Annotated in this window: 16 protein-coding genes; 14 read left to right on the top strand and 2 right to left on the bottom strand. The window is 49.5% G+C overall.

Features of this window, described 5'->3' with window-relative positions; translation table 11 throughout:
* Nucleotides 1-26: 26 nt before the first annotated feature.
* Genes EI981_RS21765 through fabD form a run of 3 tightly spaced genes read left to right on the top strand, consistent with a single transcriptional unit; the run spans nt 27 to nt 3,056 of the window.
* On the top strand, nt 27-1,001 hold the full coding sequence (locus EI981_RS21765; RefSeq protein WP_227011528.1) for a BtrH N-terminal domain-containing protein: 975 nt from the start codon (nt 27-29) through the stop codon (nt 999-1,001).
* Between the two features lie 36 nt (nt 1,002-1,037).
* Entirely contained in the window at nt 1,038-1,760 is a 723-nt protein-coding gene (locus EI981_RS21760; RefSeq protein ID WP_127001818.1) for a thioesterase II family protein, read from the top strand.
* 15 nt (nt 1,761-1,775) lie between these two features.
* Nucleotides 1,776-3,056, top strand: coding sequence for an ACP S-malonyltransferase (gene fabD / locus EI981_RS21755; protein WP_127001816.1), 1,281 nt, complete (start codon nt 1,776-1,778; stop codon nt 3,054-3,056).
* A gap of 409 nt (nt 3,057-3,465) precedes the next feature.
* Here the strand turns inward: fabD and EI981_RS29800 are convergent, their stop codons facing one another.
* Nucleotides 3,466-3,639 carry a hypothetical protein gene (locus EI981_RS29800; protein ID WP_227011951.1) on the bottom strand — a complete coding sequence of 58 codons (174 nt, stop codon included), beginning with the start codon at nt 3,637-3,639 and terminating at the stop codon, nt 3,466-3,468.
* Here EI981_RS29800 and EI981_RS21750 point away from each other — a divergent pair.
* The 3 genes from EI981_RS21750 to EI981_RS21740 all read left to right on the top strand — a co-directional run bounded on the left by EI981_RS21750 (nt 3,625) and on the right by EI981_RS21740 (nt 6,360).
* The gene (locus EI981_RS21750) at nt 3,625-4,857 is read left to right on the top strand and encodes a M20/M25/M40 family metallo-hydrolase (RefSeq protein ID WP_227011933.1); all 1,233 of its coding nucleotides are present in this window, start codon (nt 3,625-3,627) and stop codon (nt 4,855-4,857) included. The two genes, EI981_RS29800 and EI981_RS21750, sit on opposite strands and share 15 nt — an antisense overlap.
* A gap of 227 nt (nt 4,858-5,084) precedes the next feature.
* Nucleotides 5,085-5,828: an RraA family protein gene (locus EI981_RS21745; protein WP_127001812.1), complete on the top strand. Its 744-nt coding sequence runs from the start codon at nt 5,085-5,087 to the stop codon at nt 5,826-5,828.
* A gap of 16 nt (nt 5,829-5,844) precedes the next feature.
* Nucleotides 5,845-6,360 carry a NanQ anomerase/TabA/YiaL family protein gene (locus EI981_RS21740; RefSeq protein ID WP_127001810.1) on the top strand — a complete coding sequence of 172 codons (516 nt, stop codon included), beginning with the start codon at nt 5,845-5,847 and terminating at the stop codon, nt 6,358-6,360.
* Between the two features lie 23 nt (nt 6,361-6,383).
* Here the strand turns inward: EI981_RS21740 and EI981_RS21735 are convergent, their stop codons facing one another.
* Nucleotides 6,384-7,277, bottom strand: coding sequence for an AraC family transcriptional regulator (locus EI981_RS21735; protein WP_127001808.1), 894 nt, complete (start codon nt 7,275-7,277; stop codon nt 6,384-6,386).
* A 140-nt stretch (nt 7,278-7,417) separates the two neighbouring features.
* Between EI981_RS21735 and EI981_RS21730 the strand changes: the two genes are divergently transcribed.
* The 8 genes from EI981_RS21730 to EI981_RS21695 all read left to right on the top strand — a co-directional run bounded on the left by EI981_RS21730 (nt 7,418) and on the right by EI981_RS21695 (nt 17,466).
* A complete protein-coding gene (locus tag EI981_RS21730) occupies nt 7,418-8,407 on the top strand; it encodes a D-2-hydroxyacid dehydrogenase (protein WP_127001806.1) in 990 nt (329 codons plus the stop codon).
* Nucleotides 8,408-8,440: 33 nt separating this feature from the next.
* The gene (locus EI981_RS21725) at nt 8,441-9,352 is read left to right on the top strand and encodes an N-acetylneuraminate lyase (protein ID WP_127001804.1); all 912 of its coding nucleotides are present in this window, start codon (nt 8,441-8,443) and stop codon (nt 9,350-9,352) included.
* 131 nt (nt 9,353-9,483) lie between these two features.
* A complete protein-coding gene (locus EI981_RS21720; RefSeq protein ID WP_162616242.1) occupies nt 9,484-11,712 on the top strand; it encodes a helix-turn-helix domain-containing protein in 2,229 nt (742 codons plus the stop codon).
* A 239-nt stretch (nt 11,713-11,951) separates the two neighbouring features.
* Complete coding sequence (locus EI981_RS21715; RefSeq protein WP_227011527.1) at nt 11,952-12,899, top strand: ABC transporter permease; 948 nt, start codon at nt 11,952-11,954, stop codon at nt 12,897-12,899.
* 22 nt (nt 12,900-12,921) lie between these two features.
* Entirely contained in the window at nt 12,922-13,797 is an 876-nt protein-coding gene (locus EI981_RS21710) for a carbohydrate ABC transporter permease (RefSeq protein WP_127001800.1), read from the top strand.
* Between the two features lie 44 nt (nt 13,798-13,841).
* Nucleotides 13,842-15,470, top strand: coding sequence for an extracellular solute-binding protein (locus EI981_RS21705; RefSeq protein ID WP_127001798.1), 1,629 nt, complete (start codon nt 13,842-13,844; stop codon nt 15,468-15,470).
* Between the two features lie 56 nt (nt 15,471-15,526).
* Entirely contained in the window at nt 15,527-16,663 is a 1,137-nt protein-coding gene (locus EI981_RS21700; RefSeq protein WP_227011526.1) for a sialidase family protein, read from the top strand.
* Entirely contained in the window at nt 16,660-17,466 is an 807-nt protein-coding gene (locus EI981_RS21695) for a polysaccharide deacetylase family protein (protein WP_127001794.1), read from the top strand. The genes EI981_RS21700 and EI981_RS21695 overlap by 4 nt, the downstream gene beginning before the upstream one ends.
* Nucleotides 17,467-17,472: the final 6 nt, after the last annotated feature.

The raw sequence follows: 17,472 nt of genomic DNA, 5'->3' as shown, positions 1-17,472 counted from the left end.
ATACTCAGAGCCTAAGGAGGCGGCGAATGATGAAGCTGTCGATGGAGAGGAAACCATTTAACGAGTTTTGGATGAACTGCATGCTGAACCAGGCGTTTTCCATTGCGGTGTCGGAGGAACCCAGTTACAGTGATGCGGCGTATTTGAACATTTACCGTTACTATCCGTGGGAGGCCGCAACGGACAAGGACTTCCGCTATCCGACAATTGACACGCTGTATTATATGGACGACCCGGCTAGATTTCCGTTGGCACAGGTGATCCGATATATCGAGCCTGGTCATTTCCGCAGCAAGGAGACGGTGCTGGAGGAAATCAGGGAGATGCTTACGGGCGGACGCAACTTGAGCGTAAACGTCGATCTGTATGACTGGCTGCCGGGCAGTATGGCTTGGAAAAAGTTCCATTGGTATCATTATTCGCTGTTTAACGGATACGACAAGGAGCGCGGCGTCTTCTACGTCATTGACGATACGCTTGCGGGCTACGAGGAGCACGAGGTGCCGGAGGAAAGGCTTCTCAAGGCGTACGGCAATTCGGAATACAACGTGAACCCGGACTATTTGGGGCCTGCCTTCTACGTATACAATCTGCAAGAAAAGATTCAGCCCTACGAGTTGAAGCTGGCTGAAGTGGTGGAAAACGCGGAGCGGCTGACGAGGGAGCTTAGCGAGTTCTCAATAGAGGGCATGTGGAATGTAGATTCCGACCCGGAGAAGAAGCAGGCTCATTTGACCTATGGCCTTGTCGGCGTCAACATCATTTGTAACCGGCATATCGCCAACACGTCGCTGCTCCGCTCCCTGCAGGAGAAGAGGTTGATCGGTGAAGCGCTGCATGAGTCGCTGTCCGGCCAGCTTGGCGCAGTGAGGGACGGATGGGATCTGTTGAAGGACCGCTTTGTGACAGGGGACTTCGAACGGGGCAGAGAGCTGGCACTCGCGGACGATTTGTTCGCGAAGGAAAAAGCGTTCTGGACCACGCTTGCTGCTGGCGTGTAGAGGCCGCGTCAACTTGTTACCCGGGAGGCGGGCATTATGACGATATCTTTAATTTGTTTGCCATATGCAGGAGGCTCCGCACAAGTGTACAAGCGCTGGACGAACCGACTGCATCCTGCCGTGCGCCTGGTGCCGGCCGAACTGGCGGGCAGAGGAAGCCGAATGGGCGAGCCGTTCTATGCGGATGCGGCGGAAGCCGTCCGGGATTTGCTGCCACTGGTGCTGGAGACGGCGCTTGGCTCCGATTCATATGCTTTGTTCGGCCACAGCATGGGCAGTCTACTTGGGTATGAGATCCTGCATGCGCTGCGGGAGGAAGGATTCCCACTGCCTACGACAGTCTTCCTCTCCGGCAGAGGCGCGCCACATTGCGAGCAGGAGGAGACTCGCCAAACCCATATGCTTCCAGACGGCGAGTTTCTTGAGGAACTGAAACGGCTCGGGGGTATGCCGAGCGAGCTGTTCCAACATCAGGAGCTGCTGGATATGTTTATGCCGATCCTAAGAGCCGACTTCAAGCTTGTTGGTGAATACGAGCATCGGATGCGGCCGCCGCTGCCGCTCCGGCTCACCGTCTTAAACGGCAAGGATGACGACTGTGTCAAAGGTCCGCTTTGTGAATGGGAGCGTTATGCGACGGAAGGATGCGAGCTGATGCTGTTTGAAGGCGGACATTTTTTCCTGCATGAGCGGGAACGCGATGTTGTAGCGGTGATAAACAAAATGCTGACCGAGGCGCCTGCCCCGATCTACCCCTGAGGAGCGTGATGGAAGATGCTGAACAAACATGCGATATGGTTTCCCGGTCAGGGCTCGCAGCGCGTCGGGATGGGAAAGGCGCTGAGCGAGCGGCATGCGATTGTTAAAGCGACGATGGAGGAAGCGAACGAAGCGCTGGGCATGCGCCTTGACAGCCTGATGTACGAGGGAACGATGACGGAGCTGACGAGGACGGACAATGCCCAGCCTGCTATTCTTGCGCTTGGCGTAGCGATGTACCGCGTCTACAGCGGGGAATGGGGATACCTACCTGCGATGGCCGCCGGCCACAGCCTGGGCGAGATTACCGCTTTAACCTGTGCAGGGGCTATAGCGTTTCCGGATGCACTCAGGCTCGTACGCCGCCGTGGCGAGTTGATGCAAGAGGCCGCCGCTTCGGGGATCGGCGCGATGGCCGCTGTGAATGGGCCGAGTCCCGATGTTGTCGCCAAAGTATGCATGGAAGTTAGCGCAGCCTGCGTAGACAGAAGCCGTATTGTTGTGGTATCGAATATGAATTCAGAGTCGCAAACAGTGATTTCGGGCCACAAAGAGGCCGTCCATGAAGCGTCCGAAAGACTGTCCGCCCATGGGGCCACAGTCATTCCGCTGCAGGTAAGCGCGCCGTTCCATAGCCCGTTGATGGCGCCGGCGGCGGCGCAATTTGCCGAAGTGCTGAGCCGCGTCTCGTTTGGAGAAATGGATTTCCCCGTAGTTTCCTCCTTGACGGGGCTGCCTTACGGGAATACGGCGGAGATCACGGGTATGCTGGCAAGGGGATTAACGGACCCCGTCAATTGGCCGGCGGTCCTTGCATTTCAGAAGAGCATTGGCGTTGCAACTGCCGTGGAACTAGGTCCGGGCAATGTATTGAAACGTCTGGCTCCACCCTATGGATTGCGCGTATTCGCTTTTGACGACAAGGAGGATGAGGCGAATCTGGTTGCCGCAAGCGGGCAAACGGAAGCATACTCGATTGAACTGTTGTATCGTTGTCTGGCGATTGCCACTTGTGTTCGCAACCGCAACTGGAACGCGGTCGAATATGAACAAGGCGTCGTGTTGCCTTACCGCGGTGTGCAGCAGTTGGTCGAGCGGCTGCGGGAGACGGGAGAGCAAGTGGAGGAGGCGCATGTTCGACAAGCGCTGGCGATGCTGGAATCGGTGTTTCGTACCAAAGGCACGTCCGCCGAAGAGCAGGAGCGGCGACTTGCCAGACTGCAGGGTGAGTTCGGCCTGCGCGGCTTGCCAGGCATTTCTACTGCCGATCGGCCATACTCGGGCAGTTTATTATAGTGCGTGTTCAAAAAGGTCGGTTTTCAGCACCGAAGCTTATGATTCCGATGTGCATTTTTTCAAAACGCTTCAGTTGGATGAAGCTAGGGTCAGAGGAGCGGAGCTACACGTTTTCGTAGAAAACGACCTCGTAAGCATTTGCTTGTAGTGGGTACATGAGCACGTGAGCACCTGAGATGTTTCCGCAGGAAACATGACTTCGTAAGCATCTGCTTAGGCCCAGCTGAATTCAAGATTCGATGTCGAATATGCTTTCAGTGTTACTTCGTGTTAGATATAGGATTGTTATCAACGGAGTTGATGAAATTCTATATCGCAAGAAAACCTACCTCTGAATCGCGGTCGCTCAGCCTTGAATTTGCCTCGATTGGTTTTCTTATCAAAAGCGGACTTTTTGAACAACCTCTTATTAGGAAGGAGCGGGGTCATGGGGATCCGGCTGAACAATGACGAGTTGGAACAAGATGGAGCCCGGCGCCCTGCGGAGCTGCCGTCTCCCGTGGAGATTTTGCAGGCATTGATCCGCTTCAATACAACCAATCCGCCGGGCGAGGAAGCCGCATGCATCATGTATATCCGGCAACTGCTTGAGGATGCGGGCATTGAGACGCGGACCTGTGCGCTTGATCCGGCCCGGCCCAATCTGCTGGCCAGGATCAAGGGCAGCGGGGAGGCACCGCCGCTACTGCTGTACGGGCATGTCGACGTCGTTGGCACAGGCAAGCAAGCCTGGAGCCGCGACCCGTTCGGGGGCGACATCGAGGGCGGCTTCGTCTGGGGGCGAGGTGCTCTTGATATGAAAGGCGGCGTGGCGATGCTCGTATCGGCTTTCCTCCGCGCTCATGTCCACAAGCTGCCGCTGCGAGGCGATCTCATTCTGGCGATTGTCAGCGACGAGGAAGCAGGGGGCGAGTACGGTGCTTCCTTCCTGGTAGAGCGGCATGCCGATTATTTTGCGGGCGTAAAGTATGCGCTCGGCGAATTTGGCGGCTTCGCGTTTCATGCGCTGGGGAAAACCTTTTATCCGATTATGGTGGCGGAAAAGCAGCTATGTTGGCTCAAAGCGACGATTCGAGGAGACGGAGGCCACGGCTCCATGGACAAACCGGGAGCCGACTGTATGGTGCAATTGGGGAACATGCTTCAATCGCTTAGCAGGAATAAGCTGCCGATACATGCGGCACCGGCGGCCCGGTTGATGATTGAAGGCATGGCCGCCGCGCTGCCGCTGCTGCCGGCGCTGCTGCTGAGAGGGTTGCTGCGTCCCCGGCTGGGCGGCCTTATCCTGAAGCTGCTAGGGGAAAAGGGTGGGACGTTCGCCCCGCTTCTGCGTAATACGGTCAGCGCGACCGTCGTACGCGGCGGAGAGAAAATCAATGTTCATCCAAGCGAAATTACGGTTGAGCTGGATGGCCGAACGCTGCCGGGCGTCACTCCGCAGCAATTTATGGACGAGCTGCGCCGATTCGCGATTCATGATTCGATCGGGCTGGAAGTGCTGCGCCATGACCCATGCGCCGCAGCTCCCGACATGGGGATGTTCGATTTGCTGTCTGATGTGCTGAAAGAAGCGGATAAGGAGGCTGTCCCGGTACCGATGCTGCTGCCCGGAGGAACGGACGGAAGATTGTTTGCGAGGCTCGGTATCCAAACCTACGGTTTCCTGCCAATGCCGCTTCCCAAGGACATGCAGTTTACCAAACTGATTCATGCGGCGGATGAACGCATTCCCGTAGAAGCGATCGGGTTCGGCACGGATGCGATTTACCGGGTGCTGGAGCGGTACGGAGCGCAGCCGTGATGCCTTTTAAAACGTTTTGAATATTCGCAAAATTTTATTAGCGCTTGAAATGCAAATGACCATTTCAAGCGCTTTTTTTGCGTATTTCGTGTCTGTATATTTTATTTAAAATCAAAACCGAAGGTTCAACCGAAATTCTGAGAGGTTCCGACGAAAAAGTGCCAGTTCTTTCTACTACGCACCGCTTATAATAGAATTCAATTCGAGCAAGAGAGGATGAATTCGAGATGACATTATCTTATGCGGATCTGCTGAAGCTGAAGCGTTGGAATACGCCCACGGTCTACAACGGGTGGGAGGTGATCACGCAGAATGATATTACGCAGGGCTTCAATCTTGAGGAAAGCCACGACTTCATGCCGCACATGGGGCCAATGGTCGGCTATGCGGTTACGGTGCAATTCGAACCGAGTAATCCGGATCACCCCAAGAATCATCCGAATGCATGGAGCGAATATCGCAAGTATGTGGCCAGCGTGCCCGGGCCAAAGATTGTCGTCGTGCAGGATCTGGATAAACCACGTGTGATCGGCGCGTTCTGGGGCGAGGTGAACAGCAACATCCATCACGCATTGGGCTGTGTAGGCACCATCACGGACGGAGCGATCCGAGACACCGATGAAATGAACAACGCTGGCTTCAAAGCCATAGCCCGGAGAACATGCGTCGGTCATGCATTCAGTACACCTGTTCGCTGGGGGATCGAGGTCGAGGTATTTGGCTGCAAAGTTCAGCCTGGCCAGCTTATTCATGCTGACAAGCATGGTTTTATGGTCATCCCGGAGGAAGATGAAGTCCGATTATTGGAGGCTTCAGTGTTTATGGACGGAAATGAGTGCAGCACGGTGATACCGGCGGCACGCAGTGGATCAGGAAAGACGATCGAGGAGCTGCTGGCGGGGATCGATGCGTCAGGCAGACAATTTGGCGTGAATGTGAAGAACAGGTTCGGCACTTCGGGAGAATGGTAAGAGGAAGGAGGGATTCATGATGATTCTTGGAGATTTGAGCAAATGGGAGAAAGAGAAATGGGCATATGCCCCAATTCTGCACAAAGCAGTGGATTACTTGCGCACGACAGATTTGGAGAATGCTGACATTGGGACGTATAGCCTTCTTGGGGATGACATGTTCGCTATGATTCAACAAGCCAACACCGTGGTTCCGCAGGAACGTAAATCGGAGCATCACGCCAAGTATATCGACGTTCAAATGGTTGTGACAGGAGAAGAGATTCATGTCGTTGCCAGACAATCCGAGCTGAACGTCCCGGTCGAGGATCAATTGACCGACAGGGATTATGCCTTGTACGAATGGGTTGAGAATGAATTCGAATTACTGTTAAAGCCAGGTATGTTCGTCATTTATTTCCCTGACGACCTTCACCGGCCAGCTTGCAGCCACACAGGTGGCATGGAGACGAAACGCGTCGTCATTAAAATAAATAGGGACCTCCTGCAAACAAACAGTGAGAATCTGAATCTCAATCATCTTCTGCTGTAGGTGCTTAACAACCGATGGCATTATTATTTCTTGCGTCTCCCTGTACGAGGATGAGATATCCGGTACGCTTTGGGAGATACTCCCTTGGTTTTCTGGAAAATCCGAGCAAAGCTGGAGTAGGAGCCGAAACCAGATTCCTCGGCAATGTCTGCGATTTGCATCTCCGTAGCATGCAACAACGAGCATGCGTGACGGACACGAAGCTCGTGAAGCAGGTCTATGAAGTGAATGCCATATTGGCGGGCAAACAATTCGCTAAGAGATGAGGGATGAATGCCAAACCGTTCGGATAAATCCGTAAGATTTAGAGGCTCCAAGTAATGTTCATGAATATAACGAATGATAGGCCAAATCGAGCGAGCTTGGGATGGTGAGATTTGGGACGACGCAGAGGTCGACATATCCGTTATAGCCTGTAGGCTGCTTCTTGCAAACTGGGTTAAAACCCGCTGCAGATTCGCTTTTAACATCACCGTTGCAAATGACACCGGCTTCTCGTATTCATTCCAAATCATAGTGAAGATTTGCTGCATTTCATCTAACAGGCGCCCTTCAAAATGAACGAAAGTATTCCTTGCGTCGGTGGCATTGCCTAACAGGATATCATGTAATCCGGGATCTAATTCGCCAAGCTCTAAGATGACATCCAAGGGGAAATTGCAAATATATAAATCGAGCGGATCGTTCGGATGGGAGACGATTTCATGTACTTGGTAGGGAAGCAGCAGTACCATGATACCGGGTATCATGTCATGCGTGGCACCATTAATGGTTTCTGTCCCTTGACCGTTAAGCACCAAGGTTAGTTCTACGAAATCGTGCCGGTGAGAAGGTGTCTTCCACTGCAGCTTACGTTTCATATAGAAAGGGAAGCTAGCATTCATATTAGGATATTCGAATAAATACTCCGGATACATATTGCTGCACCTCCTATACCGAATACTGTTATTATATCAAAAATGTGAAAGTAGAATAGGGGAGACATGGAAGAGCGGCCAAGCGGAAAAGTGTTTGATGTTCAAAGGGACTTTTGGATCGGGATGGGGGGAAATGGAACATGAAAATCGTCGTGTTGGACGGATATCGACTAAATCCTGGCGATTTGAGCTGGGATGAATTGATCAAGCTTGGGGAAGTGACTATATTTGATCGTACCCCTGATGATAAAATCCTGGAGCGTGCGCAAGGAGCGCAGGTGCTGCTGTCCAACAAAACGCCTCTGTGTGCGACTACGCTGCAGCAGTTGCCGGATTTACGATATATCAGCGTTCTTGCAACAGGCTATGATGTGATTGATGTAAAAGCGGCAACATCCCAACAAGTGGTGGTTGCGAATGTGCCAAGCTATGGAACCGATTCTGTCGCTCAGTTTGTTTTTGCGCTATTGTTTGAGCTCTGCTATCAGGTTGGACAACATGCAAGTTCTGTACAACAGGGGACATGGGCGGCAAATCCGGATTGGTGTTATTGGGAAACGCCTTTAGTTGAACTGGCTGGTAAAACGATGGGGATTATCGGTGCAGGGCGGATAGGCATGCAGACGGCTCGAATCGCTCATGCGTTAGGGATGAAGGTGATCGCTATAAATGGAAAAGGGGAAACGGATCGAGCGGTCCCTTTTGACGGCTTTCGATGGGTTTCCAGGGATGAACTCTTCCGGAATTCAGACGTCATCAGTCTGCATTGTCCACTGACGGCAGAGACAGAATCCATAATTAATAAAACACATTTAGTTTTGATGAAGTCTAACGCGTTTCTCATTAACGTCGCCCGCGGGAAGCTGGTGAACGAGATCGATCTTGCTCATGCGTTGAATGAGCGAAGAATTGCTGGAGCTGCGCTTGATGTACTTTCCACGGAGCCTCCTGCTTCAGAAAATCCGTTGCTTCATGCATCCAATTGTATCATTACCCCGCATATCGCTTGGGCAACAAGGGAAGCCCGTGGCAGACTGCTGGATATAGCTGTGGATAATGTGCGATCTTTTCTGGACGGAAAGCCTCAAAACGTTGTTAATTGCGGGCAGTGTTACCCAGCGACCCAATAAACCGAGAATCGAAAGGATATAGGTGAACCCGAAATGTTGACATTAGAGCAATTTAAAGGAATTATTCCAGCATTGATTACGCCTTATGATCATGAGGGCAGGATCAGCGAGTCAGCCACACGCAAGCTTGTTCGTCATTTGCTGGATAAACAGGTGGACGGCTTTTATTTAAGCGGAAGCACGGGCGAAGGGTTTCTTCAGACAACACGTGAACGCGAGTCGTTTCTCGAAATCGTAGTAGACGAGGTTCAAGGCGTTGTACCTGTTATCGCGCATGTTGGGGCGATGGACACGGCTACCTGCATCGAGCTTACGAAGCACGCTGCACGATCCGGTGCAGATGCAGTATCGTCAGTAGCGCCGTTTTATTACAAGCATGGTCAAGAGCAAGTGCGAGGGCATTATCTCGATATTGCTGCGGCTGCCGACATCCCGCTCATTATTTACCATTTTCCTGCGATGACGGGGGTACAATCAACCGTGCGGTTTTATGAAGAGCTCTCCAAGGTAGAGAACATAATTGGGGTCAAATTTACATCCAAAGATACGTTCGAGCTTCAGCAATTGATCGAAGCCTGTGGTCCCAAATTTCGCGTGTTTAACGGACCGGACGAGTGTTTGCTGGCGGGGTTGGCGGTTGGCTGCTGCGGTGCCATTGGGAGTACATATAACATCATGCCGGAATTATTCATTGAGCTGTACCGTACATTCCAAATTGGGGATTTGATAGCGGCCCGCGCATTGCAAGCCAAAGCGAACAGTGTGATCGCGGAGCTGATAAAGTACGATTTCATCGCATTTGAAAGGGAAATCTTGCATTTACAAGGCATTGAAGTCGGAGCGCCGAGAAAACCGATCCAGCAATTGTCTATGGAGGAGCGGTTGCAAATCCGTCAGTTTGCACAACAGTATGATTTCTTGAAGGTAGCTACCAACATCGGATGAAAGATGATATAAAATAAATTTCTTATCAAGCACACCTAAGGTGTGCTATTTTTACCATATAGGAAGAATAAGGATTTCTCCACAAGAGCGATTTGCGTATATTTCGACTACATATGGAAAGGTGCGTCAGGATGCGAAAACAATGGTATTACCGATTGCTTTTGTCATATCTTCCGATCTTCGTCGTAGCTTCCTCCATCGTTGTTCTCATTTCCATTATGACGGTACGATTAACGATTGGGAATGAAGCTAATCGGGTAAATGAGGTAGCAACGGAGCAAATGCTCCAAAGCGTTGATGACGCGCTGCGTTCCATCGATCAATTAATCGTCAAAGAAATTCTTAACAGCGTGACCTTTGATAAATTTTTCGATCCTGCGAAGGAAACGAACAAATATTTGGATTCGATTGAAATGAGTGAACGAATTCGAAATATCATTCACGCCACGCCGCTGATCGACTCGCTATATTTGTACCGTTTTAGAGATCAAATCGTGTTGACGAGAGATGAACGAATTTCGATCGATCAATTCCCGGATCGAGACTTTCTGATAGATGTCATTCATCATCATTCCAAGTCGAAATGGTCCGATTTACGGAAAGTGTCGGAAATAAATGCATATTCGAGCGAAATCGTGACCCGCAACGTATTGACGCTGACCAGCAAAGTCCCGACCATTTCCGGTGGACAAGGGCTTATCGTCGTCAATGTCCGTCCATATGCGATTGAATCGATGATCGAGCAAATGGCTAACGCCCAATACAGTCATCTTGACTTTGTAGATAAAGTGAATGTTTCTATTGCTTCAATTGGAGAGAGTGAAGATGCGGCAGGGGCGAAAAAAATCCATTCCTTTTCGGTTTCTTCGGAATATACGGGATGGCGTATGTATAGTTCGGTGAATAACTCGAAGGTATATGGCTTCAGTTCGACTATTTTTTATGTTTGTTACGGGTTGTGGCTGCTTGTCATTGCATTCGGCGCGTATTGGATTTATGCGATCACCCGCAAAAACTATAAACCGATCGAAGCGTTGACAGATCGTTTGGAGCGCTTTAAATCGCAAAAAAGTATAGAGCTGCTCGGAGGCGAGAAACGGAATGATTTCGACTTTATTGAAGAGGCCATCGATCAACTGATCGATCAATTCGATGGTCAACAGCTGCTGCAGAACGAAAATGTAAAATATCGGCATACCAAGCTGCTTCTAGATCTGCTTGAAGGCAATATCGTCAATAGAGACGATGAGTTCATCGCAACCATGTTTGAACAACATGATCAAGCTCGTGTTGCATTGGTTGAAATTGATTGTTATTCCAGCTTTGTGGCGCGATATAATAAGCGTGATCAATTTTTATTGAAATACGCGATTTTACGCGTATGCCAAGAGATCGCGGAGGAGCATCACATTCGGGTATGGACAGAATGGATACAGGGAAACCATATGGTTGTTTTGTTTCAATCAGGCAATCCGAGCTCTAAAGTTGAAGTGATTACGCAAGAGGTATGCGAATGGATACAAGGGAACCTGGATATGACGATTACCATCGGTATCGGATCGTTAGCACAGGAAATCCATGAAATTGCTGACTCCTATAAGACGGCTATACATGCCGTCAAAATGAAGTTCAAGTTCGGCAGCAATCAAATCATCTTCGCGGATCATATTCAACATCTGAAGGAAGAGGAACTGATCGTACAGCCGCAATCCCTTCGAAGTATCGCCCAAACCTTTCGGCAAGGGGATTCTGGATGGACTTTAATAATTCAAGAGTTTGTACAGCAGACGTCAGAAGCCAGCATGTCCAAAGATAGCGTTCTTAACCTGTTGAAGCTCATTTTGTTCTCCATGGATCGCGAAATGAGCGAAACGGCCTCAGATCTCAAGGCGATTTGGAAGAAAGGATTAGACTCCCTAAATGAGGGGTTGGAACCACTGGAGACGGAGGCCGAGCTGTATCCGTATTTCTACGCACAATTAACCGCCATCTTTGATGAAATGAACAAACGTAAGGAAGAGGACTCTCAAACAGCTTTGATCTATAAAATTAAAGCTTTCTTGGATGATCATTATGACGATACGGATCTTTCCATGACAGGAATTGGGGATCTGTTTCAAATCAACTCCAGCTTTATGAGCAGGATTTTTAAAGAAGAGATCGGAATGAATATGATGGATTACCTTGTGTTGGCAAGAGTCGAAAGGGCGAAGCAGCTACTCAAAGAAACCAGGGATACGGTTCAAAGCATCGCGGGTCAGGTTGGGTACCTGCATACGATTTCATTTATCCGTGTTTTCAAAAAGTCGACAGGACTTACGCCCGGGGAATACAGAAAAATATCGACAGAATCTCCATGAACACGGTCCCTACAAGCATTTTTACGGATCAGTCTATACAGTAAAAAAAGGTACACTAGGCTTCACTCCACTTTCGAAGATGGCTTCGAAAGGCTGGAGTGGAGCCTTTTTTGCGCCTGATCTATGGAGAAAAAAGGTGTATATTGTGCCAGAACGCGGTTCTCCGTTATATTGGGGACACTTCAACCAACGATCCTGCATAAATGGGCAAGCAAAATGAAAATTAAGGGGCTAACAAAATGAAAATGGCAGCCGTGGCAGAGAAAAAACTCATCCCTACTAACACGGAGCGAAGGAAATTATGGAGATCGAACATTCCCCTCTGGATCTTGTTCCTACCTGTATTGATCTACTTCATCGTATTCAAATATATACCGATTGGGGGGATCATCATTGCTTTCAAGGATTACAATCTCCGTGAAGGCATATGGAACAGCCCATGGGCCGGGTTTACCTATTTCGAAATGCTGTGGAGCAGCCCGGACTTCATGAGGGTGTTCCGCAACACGTTATTAATCAGCATACTTGGCTTTGTGATCGGGTTTCCTTTTCCCATCCTACTCGCCATCCTGTTAAACGAGATCCGTAGAAGATGGTACAAAAAGGTCGTACAAACCTTGGTGTATTTGCCGCATTTTTTATCGATGGTTATCGTCACCGGTGTTATTGTTACGATATTTTCCTCCAGCGGAGTGATGAATGGATTTCTGCATGCGGTGATGGGCACGGAGGAACCGTTTCCTTTCTTATATAAAATCCCGAGTTGGCTAGCCATCTATTTCGGCTCAGGCATTTGGCAGGAAGCCGGATTCTCCGCCATCATTTACTTGGCTGCCTTGTCTTCGCTCAGTCCTTCTTTGTATGAAGCAGCCGCTATAGACGGAGCACCAAAGTGGAGACAAGTGCTGCACATTACGCTGCCGGGAATTCGCTCCACGATCATCGTGATGTTCATTTTGCAAGTTGGAAAGCTGATCGATGTAGGGTTCGACAAGGTGTATATGTTGTCCAATCCGGCCGTTTCCGAGGTAGGCGATGTCATTTCGACGTTTGTGTACCGCGTAGGACTTCAGGGGGGCCAATTCAGTTTTACGGCGGCGGTCGGACTTTTCGAGTCGGTTATCGGTCTAGTTCTTGTACTGACGGCCAATACGATAGCCCGCAAATTTGACCAAGGGTTGTTCTGATTTTACGAGGAGGTACACAGGAATGAGACCTACACCAAGCGAAAAAATATTTTACGGATTCAATGCATTATTTTTGGGGCTATGGGCGTTAACCGCATTAGTTCCTCTTCTTCATATCGTATCACTGTCGTTTAGCAGCAATCACGCTATTTTGGCCGGAAAAGTTTTTATATGGCCTGTGGAATTCAGCTTTGACTCCTACAACGCTTTGTTGAAAGGAACACGTGTGCCCAATGCCTTTGTGAACAGCCTGATCATTACCGGCGTCGGTGTAGCACTAAATATGCTTTTTACGATATTAGCGGCGTATCCGTTATCGAAGAGGTATTTTATCGGGCGGCGTTTCATGACGATGTTGATCATCTTCACGATGCTGTTCTCCGGGGGGATTATACCTAGTTATTTATTAGTGAAGTCGCTCGGGTTGATCGATTCTTATTGGGCGATCTGGCTTCCTGGTCTTGTCAGCGCTTACAATATGCTAATTATGAAAACGTTCTTTGAGAACGTTCCCGAAGAATTGCTAGATTCGGCCCGGATGGATGGATGTGGTGAATGGAGATTAGCGGTTCAAATCGTGCTGCCGTTATCCGCTCCCGTACTAGCGACCCTGGCTTTATTTTACGGGGTGAGTCACTGGAACTCGTTCATGAATGTACTCATCTATATTAATGATTCAAGTAAGTATAATCTTTCCGTTCTCATCCAGCAGATGGTCGCACAATCGAGTCTGATGAACGAGCTTCAAAATTTACAGGAAGCGGATAGGCAAATGTTGACGCCGGAATCGATTCGCTCCGCCGGAATGACCGTGATGTTAATCCCGATGATCGTCGTGTATCCGCTTCTTCAAAAGCATTTTGTGAAGGGGGTGTTGATCGGCGCAGTAAAGGGATAAGATTAGCGTGATGTGTTGAGAAGAAAAAAACAGGAGGTCATGGTATGCAAATGATAAGGAAGATCGTATGGAAAATTGCCATCGTCGGTATGCTCGCGATCATCGCAGCAGGGTGCGCTAAAGGGGATCAGAACGGCAACGAAAGCACCAAGGGCGATAAATCGAAGCCACAGATTACAATCTCTGCGTACGATGCAGGCAATACACCTCCGGAAGAAGGAACGATTGAGAAGAACAGATGGGTGACCTGGATGTCCGAGAACGGCCCGACCCAGATTAAAGTCATCGGTATACCGAGAACAGAGTCCGTTCAAAAATTCAATACATTGTTCGCCTCGGACTCCGCTCCTGACCTGATTCAGGAATTTAGCGGCGCGTTCCGCAATCAATTATATGATCAAAAATTAATTCTGCCTGTCGACGAATTCGTTGAGAAATATAGTACGACTTACAAAAAGCTGCTCGAACAATATCCTACATTAAAAAAAGCAGCTACGATGCCCGATGGGAAAATGTACGGGTTCGGACGGATTAACGGACTGCGACCGCACAATGTGTTGATGGTCAGATCAGATTGGCTCAAAAAGCTGAATCTTTCCGTACCTCAAACGCCGGAAGAGCTCATCCTCGTCTTAAAAGCATTTCGCGATCAGGATCCGGATGGCAACGGCAAAAAGGATACCATTGCGCTTGATATGGGTTCCCGGTCCACCCAGGTCCTCGACAGCATGTTCGGCAACGTAGGCTGGACGATTTCCGATGACAAGATGGTCTGGGATTGGGAAAGGGCGAAAGCGGCTGCTGCGTTCAAGAAGCAATTATATGATGAAGGGTTAATCGACAAAGATTATCTAACGAAAAAAGGATCCGGCTACATGGGACTGTATGCGCAGGAAATTATCGCCGGAAAAATCGGGATGTGGGGTACGAGTGTGCATCAATCTGATATCGAAACATTTAAAGCCCTGAAAAAAGCCGATCCGAATGCGGAGCTACAAGTCATTCCGCTTCCTGCGACCGTATTCGGGCAGTTCAGCCCGATCTTATCCAACCCGGTTCAAATTACCGGCATGATCAATGCAAATGCCAAACATCCGGAAGCGGTTATGGAATATGTTGATTTTATGGCATCCAAGGAAACAGGCCAGACTTTGAAATATGGAATCAAGGGTGAAGACTGGAAGGAAGGTGAGAATGGCTGCCAACAGTTCATCAATAAAGAAAAAACCGATCCGAAGATCAAATATACGGCAGCCTATACGATGCTCTTCTCGCCGATTGTAGAAGGTTCTTGCGGACAGTTCCAGGCATCGTTGAATCCGAACGATCCAATAGAGAAGCAATATCTGGAGCTAATGAAGCAGGCTTACGAGATCTATTTAGACGAGAAGCATCCGATGCCTGACTTTACGCACCCAGAACATATTCCGGCCATGCCAGGGCAATTACAGACATCATTTAACAATGCGACTAAAAATATAGGGGATATTTGGACCAAAGCTGTCATATCCGGAAATTCTTATTCGATTGATCAAGCATTTCAGGATGCGAAAAGCACGTGGGATAAAAACGATGGAAAAAATATTGAAGAATGGTATGCCAAGTGGTATCAGGACAACAAAACAAAGGCCTTTTTTACGAAAGACTTTTACGAGTTCAAGCTAAAATTCTAAGGGGTAACTAACGTGAATGCAGGATGGATAGGTTCGCTACTAACGTCCTGCTATTCATGGAACAGGAGGACATGAAAGCGATGAGGAATGGAGCGATTCGATACTGTACAGTGGCGGAAGCAGGACCTGACAACCCGCGCAATGATACGGCTAGCGTCGTTCAGCTGAAGGATGGCAGGTTGCTTTTGGCTTGGCATAAATATGAGGATAACATCGAGGGAGGAAGCGATTTTGGTCTCTGCCGCATTCATGCCAAAATATCGAGAGACGATGGGATCACTTGGGGCGAGGAAACCCTGCTTGTGGACGTGGAGCCTGGCGACCATAATGTGCAGGCACCCGGATTAACCCGATTGCCTTCCGGTGAACTGATGCTTCATTGTGTTCGCGGTCATCATGGAGGCAGCAGCGCGACGATGTGCTTATTCCGCTCCTCCGATGAGGGGAAAACCTGGAGCGATGCAGGCACCATATGGAACCGAAGTGACGGACAATGGATTCAGGGAGGTGCCAATCAGATGAACGTCTTGTCGAGCAGTCGATTGCTTCTGCCATTTCACTTCGGAACGGGCCATCAGGGGAGCCAGCATAATACCGTTGCTTGCTATCTAAGCGATGATGAGGGCTACAGCTGGAGAAGGTCAAGCGGGACGGTCAACTTGCCGATGCGCGGCGCCATGGAGGCGTCGGTAGCAGAGTTGCCTTCCGGACAGCTGATCATGTCGCTTCGAACACAGCTAGGATCGGTGTTCTTGTCCTTTTCCGATGATAGCGGCGAAACATGGTCATTACCTCAAACCTCGGGACTCAAAGCCCCGGAATCTTGCTCTTGCCTAAGACTTATTCCCGGCACCAACAACTTGGTTTTATTTTATAACAATAGCTGCTACGATCCTGCAAGACACCATTATGGGCTGCGTACCCCGTTAACCGCCGCCATTTCGCGCGATGGTGGGATCACATGGGAGAAGGTAGGAGACATTGAGACTGGGCCATTCGAATTTATGAATTTGAATTGTACGTTTACCACTTCGGGGAAAGCGCTGCTGACTTACACGAAAGTGGAAGACCCGCAAATCACCCAACAGGACATATCGCTGCCCTTCCAAAGGACGGGAATGGATCTGATGCTGGCTAATATCGAGCGGGGATGGTTTGGTGACCATTACCTTACAAAGGAGGGATTACGTTGAGGATACGATACGACCGTTTTCCTGGCGGAAAAATGAAAGCGATAACATTGAGCTACGATGATGGTAGAGAAGATGACCGTATGCTTGTGGCCAAAATGAACGACTACGGTTTGAAAGGCGCCTTTCATCTCAACTCGGGCTTTTTTGGGAAGCCCGGTTATATTAACGCCGAAGAGGTCTCGACGCTGTATGCCGGGCAAGAAGTATCTTCCCATACGGCAGCCCATCCGCATCTGGATCTAATACCTCCGGACCGGGTGGTTACGGAGATCATGGAAGATCGAAATGCGCTGGAAGCACTTACCGGCTATCCTGTTCGCGGCATGAGCTATCCGTATGGTTCCTGGAATGAACAGGTTGTGTCGGCATTGCCCGGCCTTGGCATTGAATATGCTCGGACGACGAACAGTACTCATACCTTTGCCATGCCGTCCGATTTCCTGCAATGGCATCCTACTTGCCATCACAAACAAATGCTGGAGTTCGGACAAAAGTTTCTCTTCGATACGCCGAGGCACGCGCGAATGGCAATATTCTATGTGTGGGGACATAGCTATGAGTTTGATAGAGATCGGAATTGGAACATACTCGAACAGTTCGGTGAGTTAGTAGGACGGCATAGCGACATCTGGTATGCCACGAATTCTGAAATTGTCGCTTACATGAGTGCATTACGACAGCTCCGCTGTTCCGTGTCCGGCCACATCCTACATAACCCGTCAGCTATGTCTGTGTGGATCGAAGTGGAAGAAACGGCTATCGAAATAAGACCTGGAGAGATCAAGAACCTAAATGCATGCTGATCGCTT

This window comes from Paenibacillus lutimineralis (assembly GCF_003991425.1).
In the GTDB taxonomy this organism is placed as follows: domain Bacteria; phylum Bacillota; class Bacilli; order Paenibacillales; family Paenibacillaceae; genus Fontibacillus; species Fontibacillus lutimineralis.
The sequence above is the reverse complement of the archived record's forward strand: the minus strand, read 5'-3'. Positions and strand labels throughout refer to the sequence as shown.

Excerpts from the sequence above, each read along its gene's own strand:
- EI981_RS21705 (WP_127001798.1), top strand. The coding sequence starts at position 13,842 with ATGCAAATGATAAGGAAGATCGTATGGAAAATTGCCATCGTCGGTATG.
- EI981_RS21715 (WP_227011527.1), top strand. The coding sequence starts at position 11,952 with ATGAAAATGGCAGCCGTGGCAGAGAAAAAACTCATCCCTACTAACACG.
- fabD (WP_127001816.1), top strand. The coding sequence starts at position 1,776 with ATGCTGAACAAACATGCGATATGGTTTCCCGGTCAGGGCTCGCAGCGC.
- EI981_RS21735 (WP_127001808.1), bottom strand. The coding sequence starts at position 7,277 with ATGTATCCGGAGTATTTATTCGAATATCCTAATATGAATGCTAGCTTC.
- EI981_RS21745 (WP_127001812.1), top strand. The coding sequence starts at position 5,085 with ATGACATTATCTTATGCGGATCTGCTGAAGCTGAAGCGTTGGAATACG.
- EI981_RS21710 (WP_127001800.1), top strand. The coding sequence starts at position 12,922 with ATGAGACCTACACCAAGCGAAAAAATATTTTACGGATTCAATGCATTA.
- EI981_RS21760 (WP_127001818.1), top strand. The coding sequence starts at position 1,038 with ATGACGATATCTTTAATTTGTTTGCCATATGCAGGAGGCTCCGCACAA.
- EI981_RS21750 (WP_227011933.1), top strand. The coding sequence starts at position 3,625 with ATGTATATCCGGCAACTGCTTGAGGATGCGGGCATTGAGACGCGGACC.
- EI981_RS21765 (WP_227011528.1), top strand. The coding sequence starts at position 27 with ATGATGAAGCTGTCGATGGAGAGGAAACCATTTAACGAGTTTTGGATG.
- EI981_RS21730 (WP_127001806.1), top strand. The coding sequence starts at position 7,418 with ATGAAAATCGTCGTGTTGGACGGATATCGACTAAATCCTGGCGATTTG.
- EI981_RS21720 (WP_162616242.1), top strand. The coding sequence starts at position 9,484 with ATGCGAAAACAATGGTATTACCGATTGCTTTTGTCATATCTTCCGATC.
- EI981_RS21700 (WP_227011526.1), top strand. The coding sequence starts at position 15,527 with ATGGAACAGGAGGACATGAAAGCGATGAGGAATGGAGCGATTCGATAC.
- EI981_RS21740 (WP_127001810.1), top strand. The coding sequence starts at position 5,845 with ATGATGATTCTTGGAGATTTGAGCAAATGGGAGAAAGAGAAATGGGCA.
- EI981_RS21725 (WP_127001804.1), top strand. The coding sequence starts at position 8,441 with ATGTTGACATTAGAGCAATTTAAAGGAATTATTCCAGCATTGATTACG.